We start from the raw sequence: 10,747 nt of genomic DNA, 5'->3' as shown, positions 1-10,747 counted from the left end.
CTCTACGCCATCGGCAGCAACGAGAACGCCGCCCGCCTGACCGGCGTGCCGGTCCGGCGGATCAAGCTGCAGGCCTATATCGTCTCAGGCCTGACCGCCGCCCTGAGCTCCGTTCTCATCGTCGGCTGGCAAGGCTCGGCCATCAATGCGCTCGGTCAGGGCTACGAATTGCGGGTGATCGCGTCGACCGTGATCGGCGGTGCCGATCTGATGGGTGGCCAGGGCGGAGCCTACGGCGCCGTGATCGGGGCCGCGCTGATCGAGGTGATCCGCAATTCCCTGCTCATGGCCGGGGTCGATTCCAACTGGCAGGGCGCCTTCGTCGGCCTGTTCATCGTATTGGCGGTTCTGCTGCAGCGGATCCGCGGCAAGGGTTCGGCATGAGGAAGACCGGACGACAATAACCACCAGGAGGAGAGGCTCATGAAAACGCTGACTTTAGGTGTCGCCGCGCTCGCACTGCTCGCCGTTGGAGGAGAAGCCCAGTCTCAGGGCAAGAAATACGTCTTCGCCCTGGTGCCCAAGAACATGAACAATCCCTTCTTCGATCAAGCCCGCGACGGCTGCAAGAAGGCCGAGAAGGAACTCAACGGCGCGATCGAGTGCCYTTATATCGGGCCTGGCGAACATGGCGGCGGCGATGAACAGGTCCAGGTCATCAACGATCTCATTGCCAAGAAGGTCGATGGCATCGCCGTCTCGCCGTCGAATGCCGCCGCGATGGGCAAGGCGCTCGAGGGCGCCAAAAAAGCGGGAATTCCGGTTCTGACCTGGGATTCCGACCTGCTTGCGAAGGACAAGGGCCTGCGCAGCGCCTATGTCGGCACCTATAACTACGACATCGGCGTCAATCTCGCGAAGCTCGTCCAGCAGATCAAGCCGAAGGGCGGCACGATCTGCATCCAGTCGGGTGGTGCGGCGGCTGCAAACCATAACGAGCGCATGCAAGGGATCCGCGATACGCTTGCCGGCGCGAAATCGGCCTCCGCGCCTGGTGCCAAGCTCACCGGCCAGCATGGCTGGACCGAGGCCGCGGGTTGCCCGCTCTACACCAACGACGACTTCCCGCTCTCGGTGCAGCAGATGGAAGATACGCTCGGCAAGAACCCCAAGCTCGATGCCTTCGTGCCAACCGGCGGCTTCCCGCAATTCATCCCGCAAGCGTATCGCAAGGTCGCCGAGAAGTATAAGGCCCGGATCGATGACGGCTCGCTTGCGCTGGTCGTCGCAGATACGCTGCCCGTCCAGATGGATCTTCTGAAGGCAGGCCTGTCCAAGGGGCAAGTCGGTCAGCGCCCCTTCGAGATGGGCTACAAGACCATGTTCTTCCTGAAGGAGATGAAGGACGGCAAGCCCGCCCCGAAGGATCCGACCTATACCGGCCTCGATGTCTGCACGCCGCAGAATGCCGCGACCTGCGTCGGCGCCGGGAGCTAAAGCACCGGCCCGAAAACTGGATTGCGGGTTTCGGGAAAGCCGATGCAATCACAGATGGTTAGTTCATCGGACCGGATACGATATCCGGCCCGATGATCTGGAGCCGGATGAAACCAGCCAGGGTGGGATGTCATCCCGCTCTGCCGCTGACTTCGCCCGGGCTCGCAGTCAGCCGCGATACCGAGCCAGGCAGGCGCCCCAGAACAGGCTCGAAAAGTACCATGTTGGCGGCCCGAACCCGGCAGCCTCCAGCAAGGCAGCGACCTCGTTCTCCGAGGCAGGCGGATCGGCGCCCTGCAATATCTTGGCGCGCTTCGCCTCGACTTCGTCGGGCCTGGCACCGTGCATGCGCCAGCGCTCGGCCCAGGCCGCCAGCAGCAGAGGTTCGGCAGCGTAGGCAAACCGATTGCCGGCAAGAATGAGAGGAGCGCCGGGTTTCAGCCGTGACGCAATGGCGTCAAGAAGGTCGCYCTTGGCCTTTCTTCCCTGGAGATGATGCAGCACGCCGATCAAGGTCGCGGCGTYGAAATCGCGCCGGGCGGGAAGCTCTTCGACATAGCCGATCGCGATCTCCGTCCGCTCGAAGAATCCGAGCTCCTGCAACCGCCCCGCCGTAACATCCATCATCTGCGCGGACGGGTCGACGGCAACAAATCTCCAGTCCGGTTCAAGAGATGCAGCGCTGACAATCTCCTGTCCGCCGCCGCCAGCCCCAACGGCGAGCACACGAGCTGCGCTGCCCGGACCGAGCGTCGCCGCCAGCATGCAGGCCGAAAGCTCATGGCACGCGTCGTAACCTGCCAGCGCAATGCGGCTCTGGACGAGGTACTCAGCGGCGCGGTCGGCGTCGAATTTTGCGACAGAGATGGACGTGGTTTCAGCCGAGGCCATGGCTACCTAGCGGAGCTTTTCGAATGCAGGCGCGCTGTGGGGGGCGACCCGATGCGCGAGCCTTCAATCGCTCATTCAGTCCGCCACGGCAAGATTTCGACAGCCAGGGGCGGGGCGCTTTTGTGCATGGCGCGTCGGCCCGAGAGCGGACGCCGGTAAGGCCCGAGACGGGTGGGGAGCGGACCTAAAGAGCCCCGCGTTTTCGCCCACGTTGCTCGATGAGGCTTTGTGATGTCAGCAGCGCTGCATGGTCGAGCGGTTCGCCGCAATGCCCAATGCGAGCCGCTTTTGAAGCTGATCCATGTCGCTAAACTTAGCCCCTGGACAGTGAGGGCTCAAACCGCGCGACAGTTCGCGCTGGCTTGCGCGGGTTGGTGCCGATCCTGATTGCGGAGACAAAACAGGGTCCGGATCGCCGCGGCCAAGAAGCCCGCTGGAGCATCACTTCAGCTTGTTCGTTTGGCGGTACGGCCGCGAGGGCCTTCATCGCTGCGGATTGCTACCCGCACGGGAGAAGTTGTGGTCATGCCGAAAGGATCGAATAGGGCCGAGATTTGCCGTGCACCAACCCGGTCCTGTGCCTTCGAATATTCTTCAGTTTGTTCACGGATAGAGTCGGTGATGAGTTTGAAGAGATCGAACATCGTCGTTGCTCCGGTGCCGCGTGCGAGCGGCTTTAGATCGAGAGTCAGAAGGTACGGACGCTGTGCAGGCGCCACTACTCGCCAAGGTCCAAGCTTTTTCACGCTGTTGGTCTCGGGGAACTAAGGGGAGCCACCGACCAAAGTCCGCGATGCGGACTTTTGATCTCGGTGATTGCGTCCCGGCATAGGGGTGCGCTCCTCGCCCCCGCAGAAGGGGGCTGGACTTCACACGCGGCGGTCAGGCCGATAGGGCCCGAACTGCGCCCCGATGAAGCGGCCAGCCGACATGCCGCCAGTTGACATCAGGAACGTCGCTGCACCGATCGCGAGCGCGATGACCATGATGTTGACATCGAGAAAGGCAAGAGAGACGCCATACATGCGCCAACTCCGGTCGCCAGTCCCCGATCTTCAAACGTCTCAGATGGGTCGACTCCGGACGTGGCGGCGGCCCGCCGGCTAATTCTGAGATGGGTTCCGCGAGGACTGAGATGCGGTCGCTTCACCGGTGGGCGGCTTGATCGCAAGCGTGGCGAGGCACGGCTCGATGCGKGCGGGGGCGGAGCGTCGACGAGGTAAGCCTGGCGCGGAACTTTACGCCGCGAACTGACGGCGTCTATCAGCGCCTCGGCGCCGGAACGGGATCGCAGAAAACGGTGCGCGCACGCAGCAGCTTCTCCATCACGTCTGGAGAACGCCGAGCCCGGAGGAATCGTTCCTTGACGGGAACCGGTGGCCAGCCTCACGTTAAGCCCAAGCAGAATGCGGTGCCTGCGTCGACGAACGCATTGCGATCGACCGGTCTGGGGGCAACCCTGGAGGTTCACCGTGCCCGGGTCCTCCCCTCGCGTTGTCTGGTCCCATCTCTTCGGCCGAGAGGTTCTCTCGGATTCCGGGGAGTGGCGGCACGAATGCGAGGTGGAATACCTGCTCCCTGCCCGAGGCGAAGCGTGCCGAAATACCGGACGGCGTCCCCGGCGCCCCTGACCGCGAAAGCAAGGCATCAGGGGCATTCGCGGCGCGGCCGCCGTTGCCGCGCTGAAAGTTCAGATCAAGCGGCTTCGCCTCATCAAGACGAAGGGCTAACAGGAGGCCTCGCTGATCCGGCGGGAGCAGCGGGGCCCCTAGGCCGTGACGGCGCCGGATGTGGACGACGCCCCCACGCGATAGCGAACCCATCGCGAAGCGCCGAGTTCCGTGCAGCATCACCAATGTGTCAGGGTTTGTTCGGGATGACCGTCTGGCGTTCGAGAGCGTCAGCCATAGCGGTCTCATCGAACCGTAGTACAGCGAGTTTGGCCAGATCGATCGTTTCGCCCGCCGACCACAATCCGGCGACGATGTAGCCAAGGCGCTCACGCTGGCCGGCGGCCTTCAATACGTCGAACGATCCTCGCGCATCGATCTCGCTCCAAGCGTTCTCGAACGCGGCCACAATCAGGGCGAGCTCTTCCGGTGTGGCCACAATGGAACGAAACGGCATCGCATTCTCCCMTGCGACGCTTACAGTTTAAAACATTTAAAAAGAACACAAGCGCGGAAAGCTGCGGCCCGAGCGGTCGTGCGCAATCGTGGTCATAATGCAACGAATTGAACGCGCGGAGGGCCGGGAACCAGCCGACGTTGGCGCGGTTGAGTCTGCATGGCTCAGTATTTTTTCGACATCGAGATCAACACCGAACTGGTGGCGGACGACGAAGGGATTGACCTGGAAGATCACGCGGCCGCACGCCTTTCCGCACTTTCCAGCCTCGGGGACATCATCGCAGAGCATATCCAGATCAGTGACAATCTCAGCGTCGAGATGAGAATCCGTTGCGCCGATGGAACCCCTATTTTCGCGGCGAAACTGACCCTCGACAGTCAGTGGCTCACGCCAGTTCTCCCCTCGCAGCTCCGCAATTCCATCGCGCGGCCTAAGGACGAGTGAGAGGGGGCAACGGCTGGAGCAGCGGACCAGTGTTCACGTGAGATACAGAGCTCGAAAGGTTCCCGCGGCCTCCATTGGATCCGCTTCGTGGGGCAGCCAGCTCCGCCACGCAGCCTGACTACCCGATAAGGCGGCCACACTCCCGCGCTGCCTCCTCGAACGTCTCCCGAGCATGACCAACAGTCCCGGCACCGTTGAGCACTGCGGTGCAGGCGCGCACAGCGTCCTGCCACTTCGGACCCGCACCTATCGCTTTCCAGGCAAGCAGGAACTCTGCAGCTCGTTCGACATGGGTGACCGAATAGGTCACTTCAGGCCGGTCGGCTTGAACGACAACGGGTGGGGTGAACCAGTGCATCGGCATGGCACATTCCCGTGCTCCTGATTGCCAAAACGCAAAGGGCGGCCGGCAGTTCCCTGAGGAGCCGGCGGGCAAAGTGTTCACGGGCAACGACGCCCGCGTCCTGCCCCGCTCAGGCATCGGCCCGAAAACTGGATTGCGGTTTTCGGGACAGCCGACGCAAAGACAAAGAGTTAGCTCATCAAACCGGACATGCTCTCCGGTCCGATGATCTACACCCCCGAAAAGATCGTCGCCCCCGTATCGGCTGTTCCCACGGCGGCGCGAAACGACGCGAACAGGTCGCGCCCGACGCCCCAATGCGACGCTTCGAGATCGGCTTCAGCCGGCTTGCGCGCGGCCCATTCCGCTTCATCGACCAGCACGGTCAGCGTTCCCGCCACCGCATCCACCCGGATCAGATCGCCCTCGCGGATCCGCGCGATCGGCCCGCCTTCGACGGCTTCGGGCGTGACATGGATGGCGGCGGGAACCTTGCCGGAGGCACCCGACAGCCGTCCGTCGGTGACCAGCGCCACCTTGAACCCGCGATCCTGGAGCACGCCGAGCGGCGGCATCAGCTTGTGCAGTTCGGGCATGCCATTGGCCCGCGGCCCCTGGAAACGCACGACTGCGACGAGGTCGCCCGTGAACTCGCCAGCCTTGAAGGCGGCCTGCAGCGCCTCCTGGCTGTGGAAGATCCGGGCCGGGGCCTCGATGACATGGCGCTCCCTGGCAATGGCCGAGGTCTTGATGACGGCCCGGCCCAGATCGCCGGTCAGAACCGTGAGCCCGCCGGTCGGCTGGAACGGAGCTTTGGTGCCGCGCAGCACCGTCTCGTCCCCGCTGCTTTCGGCGCCGTCGCGCCAGGTCAGCGCACCGTTGGCGCCGAGCGCGGGCTCCTGGACATAGGCGTCGAGCCCGCTGCCCCAGACCGTCTCGACATCGCGATGCAGCAGCCCTGCCCCGAGCAATTCGCGAATGACGAAGCCCATGCCGCCGGCAGCATGAAAATGGTTCACGTCGGCCTTGCCGTTTGGATAGATCCGGGTCAGCAGCGGCGTCGTCTGGGCGAGGTCGGAGAAATCATCCCAGCTCAGCTGGATGCCCGCCGCCGCCGCCATCGCGACGAGATGCATGGTGTGGTTGGTCGAGCCGCCGGTGGCATGCAGGCCGACGACGCCATTCACGAAGGCGCGTTCGTCCAGCATCCGCCCGACCGGAGTATAGTCGTTGCCGAGCGCGGTGATCGCCATCGCCCGCTCGGTCGCCGCCCGGGTCAGGGCATCGCGGAGCGGCGTGTTGGGATTGACGAAGGAGGCGCCCGGCAGGTGCAGCCCCATGATCTCCATCACCATCTGGTTGGTGTTGGCGGTGCCGTAGAAGGTGCAGGTGCCGGGGCCGTGATAGGATTGCGCCTCGGCCTCGAGCAGGGCTTCGCGGCCGACCTTGCCCTCGGCGAAGAGCTGGCGCGCCTTCGACTTGTCGTCATTGGAGAGGCCGGACGTCATCGGGCCGGCCGGAATGAACACCGCCGGCAGGTGGCCGAAGGACAGCGCGCCGATGATCAGGCCAGGGACGATCTTGTCGCAGATGCCGAGGAACACGGCCGCATCGAAGCTCTGGTGCGACAGCGCAACCGCGGTCGACAGCGCAATGACGTCGCGCGAGAACAGCGACAGCTCCATGCCGGCCTCGCCCTGGGTGATGCCGTCGCACATGGCGGGCACGCCGCCCGCGACCTGCGCGACCCCGCCTGCCGCCCGCGCCGTGGCGCGGATCAACTCAGGGAAGCGCTCATAGGGCTGATGCGCCGAGAGCATGTCGTTATAGGCGGTGACGATGGCGAGATTGGCGCCCGCGCCGGAGCGCAGCATCGCCTTGTCGCCCGGCGCACAGGCGGCAAAGCCATGCGCCTGGTTGGCGCAGCCGAGCCGCTGCCGGCGCGGTCCGGCTTCCGCGGCTGCGGCCAGCCGGTCGAGATAGCGCCGGCGCGTGTCGCGGGAGCGCCGGACAATGCGCTCCGTCACCTCGCCGAGGCGGGAATCGAGGGTCGGGTCGCTGGCTTGGCCGGTCATCGGGACCTCCTGACTCGGTATGAATGGGCGACGAACACGGCATGGTCAGGGCATTCGCGCTCTCATGCGTCGCCCGCTGCCAGAGCATGTTGCAAAAAGATGGCCATCCCGACGTCGACGCCATGCCCGAGCTTGATCGCTGCTGCTCGCGCTCTCTTCCGCTGGAGATGGCGAGCCGGGCCAAGCCTCAATCAACACCCTGATCGCGCGCAGTGCAAAGACCATCCTCGTCTCGCAAGTCACCCCCGCCCAGGGAGTTGCTCCTCGACGCCGTGCGGGGAATGCTGCGGTTCATTCCCAGGATTAGGTGCTGGGGGTCCAGGTCGAGGCGGTGCCGGGCGGAGCTGGCGCGTCGACGCCACATGCAAGGAGCGGCGCGCGATCCTCGATCGAGGCAGGCTCGATCACGCTGCGTTTGGACGGAAGCGGCTAACGCATGAAACGTCATCTAATCCAATAGTTTAGATAACACCGTTGCCCCATTTTAGCAGCATGTTCTAGGCCTGCATCAGGGCGGAGCGCAGCTGGAGCAGCTCCTCGCAAACCGCTTCCAGCTCCCGGACGGGGAAGCCCTTGCGAAGGGCCGGAACATGTTCGGCGAGCCTGTCGCCGAGGATGCCGGTGAAGCTGACATGGCCTTGCGGCGAGACGACGAGACCGTTCTCTTTCTCGAATGAGGCGTTCCAGGCAATCGCCTCGGCCTCGGCAAGAGCGTTGGGAAGGTCGAGTTCGAGCGCCCCGTCGCTCAGCCGCACGGGATAGCCGCCCGGCAGCCCGTTCGGGCCGGGCACATGGCCGCGCCACGGCCTGCTCGCCGCCATGGCGAGCAGCATGGGAACGCCGCTCGCCCCCGAGATTTCGATGACCGGCTCGGGGGTGAGCTGGATATCGGCGAAACGCCCGTAGACATCCGCGACCTCGGCGCCGTCGAGCCAGACGCGTGGCGCCCGCCCGCCACGCTCCTCGGGCCGGCGGCGCCAGGCGGCCAGATTCTGATAATGCGCGAGGACCTTGAGATCGGCCCCTGGTGATGTGGCGGCCGAGCCGGCGAAGACGTTGGAGAGGATCGCGACATTGCCCATGCCGCAGGCGACGGCGTGGCCGAGCGCGACGATGATGCCGTTGACGACATCGGGAAAGCTGCAATTGACCAGCGTGACCGGCTTGCCGCGGGCGGTGATGGCGGCTGCGACGCGCGCGCTGATCAGGGCCTGGAAGACGGCGGTCGCGCTCAGGCCGCCTTCGGCGACAAGCTGCGTCCAGGCGTTGCCGCTCTGGGCGATGACCTGCGAGGTCTGGATCGAGGCCGCCTGCACGACGATGCGGGGGTCAGTCGCCGCCAGCAGCGCGTCCGAGGCATCGGGCGCCAGGAGATCGATGGCGTGGGTCGCGAAGCGCGCCTTCTTGCCAAACAGCGCGGCACGGGCATTCGCGGCGGTGCGTAGCCAGTTCAGCCGCTCGCGATTGCGCCCGGCGATGATGACCTCGACAGCGTCGTCGGCCGTCGCGGCGATGTCGAACGCGATGCGCGCAGCGAAGCCGCCAGTGCCCGAGATCAGGATAWCGCAGCCGGCCATGTCAGTGTCTCGTCGCGGTGGCAGCCCGGTCCCAGCAGTCGTCGAGCCGGGGCGAGAGCTTGTGCTTCATGATGCGCTGGCTCGCCGTGCGTTCGAACTCGTCGACGACGGCGATGTAGCGCGGGTTCTGGTAGGGGGCGAGGCGCTGGCCGAGCCAGCTGGACAGCGCCTGGAGATCGATGACCCTGCCGTCGCGCGGCTTGACGAAGAGCTTGATGTCCTGCTCGCCGACATCCGCCGCCACGCCGATCATCGCGCAATCCTCGACCGCCTCATGCTCKGCGGCGACATGCTCGACCTCCCAGGCCGAGACGTTCTCGCCCCTGCAGCGCACGCTGTCCGTCATCCGGCCGTGGAAATAGAGGTTGCCGTCGGCATCGAACGAACCGAGGTCCCCGGTATGGAAACCGTCCTCGCGCAACGCCTTCGCCGTCGCCTCGGGATTGTCGAGATAGCCAGGAAAGATCGCGCCCGGGATGCTGGTCTCGACCACGATCTCGCCGCGCTCGCCGGGCGCGACCGGCCTGCCCTCCCCGTCCAGCAGCTTCACCGTGAACCAGGGCATCGGCCGGCCGACTGAGCCGGGTACGCCGGTGACGTTGCAGGTCGTGAGGCTCGAGGCCTCGGTCATGCCGTAGCATTCGCGGATCCCGATGCCGAAGCGGTCTTGGAATTGCGGCCAGATCTCGGGTGGGCAGCCGCCGCCCCAGGCGATCCGCACGCCATGCTCGCGATCGAGCGGCGAAGGCGGCTGCTTGAGCAGGATCTGCAGGATGCCGCCGAGATAGTGGATATGGCTTGCGCCCTCCTCACGGACCTGGGCCCAGAAGCGGCTGGCGCTGAAGCGCTCGACCATGGCGAGCGTGATGCCGCGGATCATCGGCAGCGGCAGGAGCTGCGCGCCGCCGATATGGTAGAGCGGCTCCCAGACGAAGAAGACCTCGCCCGGCCTTGCGTCGGACAGGCGGCCGACGCTTTCCGCCGCCAGCCGCAGCATGCGATGCGAGACGACGACGCCCTTCGGCCGTCCCGTCGTCCCGGATGTGTACATGATGGCAAAGACGGCATCGGCGGAGGGCGCCGGCTCGTCGAAGCGTTCGTTGCGGGCCAGGACGGCGTCGAGTTCGCCGCCGGGCGCGTGCTGGAGCTGCGGCAGCACCGCTTCCGAGGCCATCGCCTCGGCGATCTGCGGCGCCAGCTCTGCATCGGCGACGACGAGGCGCGGCTGCGAATGGGTCAGTAGATAGCGCAGCCCCTCGCCGCGTTGCTGAGCGTTGACCGGCACCCAGGCGACACCGGCCCTGGCCAGGCCGAAGACCACGGCGATCGTCGCGATCGAGTTGCGCATCATCACGGCGACCCGGTCGCCGGGCCTGATGCCGCGCGCCCTGAGATGCGCCGCGAAGGCGGCGGAGCGCTGCTCGATCCCGGCATAGCTCACCGGCTCGCCGCAGAAGCGCGCATAGACAAGGTCCGGCTCGGCCGCGGCACGCGCGGTCAGAAGGCCCACAAAGCCGTCATCATCGAAGGAGGTCATGCTCGGTCGCTGGTTCGGTCGATCAGGAAGGGGAGCGGAAGCGTTCCGCGATGAGCAGCATCGTCGTCACCACGATGAAGACGACCACGGAGACCGCTGCCAGCGTCGGGTTGAGCTGCAGGATCATGTCGTCCCACATCTGCTTCGGAAGCGTCGTCTTGACCCCGCCCGAGACGAAGATCGCGATGGTCAGCTCGTCGAAGGAGGTGATGAAGGCGAACAGGAAGGCGGCGACGAGACCACCCTTGACCAGCGGGATGGTGACGCCGGTCAGGGTGCGCAGCCGGTTGGCGCCGAGCGTCGCGGCCGCCTG

The 10,747-nt window shown here is 65.5% G+C and carries 12 protein-coding genes; 3 read left to right on the top strand and 9 right to left on the bottom strand.

Annotated features, from left to right (window positions below; all coding sequences use genetic code 11):
- Window positions 1-384, top strand: a 384-nt coding sequence (locus AC1D34_RS19295) for an ABC transporter permease (RefSeq protein ID WP_476825050.1), incomplete at its 5' end; no start/stop codon positions are given.
- Window positions 385-423: 39 nt separating this feature from the next.
- Window positions 424-1,437, top strand: a complete 1,014-nt coding sequence (locus AC1D34_RS19290; RefSeq protein ID WP_476825049.1) for a sugar-binding protein — start codon at window positions 424-426, stop codon at window positions 1,435-1,437.
- Between the two features lie 168 nt (window positions 1,438-1,605).
- Here the strand turns inward: AC1D34_RS19290 and AC1D34_RS19285 are convergent, their stop codons facing one another.
- From AC1D34_RS19285 to AC1D34_RS19270, 4 genes are all read right to left on the bottom strand, one after another.
- On the bottom strand, window positions 1,606-2,328 hold the full coding sequence (locus AC1D34_RS19285) for a class I SAM-dependent methyltransferase (protein ID WP_476825048.1): 723 nt from the start codon (window positions 2,326-2,328) through the stop codon (window positions 1,606-1,608).
- 446 nt (window positions 2,329-2,774) lie between these two features.
- The gene (locus AC1D34_RS19280; RefSeq protein WP_441492793.1) at window positions 2,775-2,972 is read right to left on the bottom strand and encodes a hypothetical protein; all 198 of its coding nucleotides are present in this window, start codon (window positions 2,970-2,972) and stop codon (window positions 2,775-2,777) included.
- A 225-nt stretch (window positions 2,973-3,197) separates the two neighbouring features.
- A complete protein-coding gene (locus tag AC1D34_RS19275) occupies window positions 3,198-3,353 on the bottom strand; it encodes a manganese efflux pump (RefSeq protein WP_476825047.1) in 156 nt (51 codons plus the stop codon).
- Window positions 3,354-4,188: 835 nt separating this feature from the next.
- Window positions 4,189-4,455 carry a hypothetical protein gene (locus tag AC1D34_RS19270; protein WP_441492791.1) on the bottom strand — a complete coding sequence of 89 codons (267 nt, stop codon included), beginning with the start codon at window positions 4,453-4,455 and terminating at the stop codon, window positions 4,189-4,191.
- A 159-nt stretch (window positions 4,456-4,614) separates the two neighbouring features.
- Here AC1D34_RS19270 and AC1D34_RS19265 point away from each other — a divergent pair, with 159 nt between their 5' ends.
- Window positions 4,615-4,902, top strand: a complete 288-nt coding sequence (locus tag AC1D34_RS19265; RefSeq protein ID WP_476825046.1) for a DUF6894 family protein — start codon at window positions 4,615-4,617, stop codon at window positions 4,900-4,902.
- 118 nt (window positions 4,903-5,020) lie between these two features.
- Here AC1D34_RS19265 and AC1D34_RS19260 read toward each other — a convergent pair whose 3' ends face one another.
- The 5 genes from AC1D34_RS19260 to AC1D34_RS19240 all read right to left on the bottom strand — a co-directional run bounded on the left by AC1D34_RS19260 (window position 5,021) and on the right by AC1D34_RS19240 (window position 10,717).
- The gene (locus AC1D34_RS19260; protein ID WP_441492870.1) at window positions 5,021-5,260 is read right to left on the bottom strand and encodes a DUF982 domain-containing protein; all 240 of its coding nucleotides are present in this window, start codon (window positions 5,258-5,260) and stop codon (window positions 5,021-5,023) included.
- Between the two features lie 215 nt (window positions 5,261-5,475).
- The gene (gene edd / locus AC1D34_RS19255) at window positions 5,476-7,320 is read right to left on the bottom strand and encodes a phosphogluconate dehydratase (RefSeq protein ID WP_476825045.1); all 1,845 of its coding nucleotides are present in this window, start codon (window positions 7,318-7,320) and stop codon (window positions 5,476-5,478) included.
- Window positions 7,321-7,817: 497 nt separating this feature from the next.
- Window positions 7,818-8,897 carry a hypothetical protein gene (locus AC1D34_RS19250; RefSeq protein WP_476825044.1) on the bottom strand — a complete coding sequence of 360 codons (1,080 nt, stop codon included), beginning with the start codon at window positions 8,895-8,897 and terminating at the stop codon, window positions 7,818-7,820.
- A 1-nt stretch (window position 8,898) separates the two neighbouring features.
- Window positions 8,899-10,434 carry a class I adenylate-forming enzyme family protein gene (locus AC1D34_RS19245; RefSeq protein WP_441492787.1) on the bottom strand — a complete coding sequence of 512 codons (1,536 nt, stop codon included), beginning with the start codon at window positions 10,432-10,434 and terminating at the stop codon, window positions 8,899-8,901.
- A 22-nt stretch (window positions 10,435-10,456) separates the two neighbouring features.
- Window positions 10,457-10,717, bottom strand: a complete 261-nt coding sequence (locus AC1D34_RS19240) for an ABC transporter permease (RefSeq protein ID WP_476825051.1) — start codon at window positions 10,715-10,717, stop codon at window positions 10,457-10,459.
- Between the last annotated feature and the right edge of the window lie 30 nt (window positions 10,718-10,747).

The sequence above is a fragment of the Allobosea sp. P1_A7 genome, from assembly GCF_056406775.1.
This window is presented reverse-complemented; position numbering and strand designations above follow the sequence as displayed.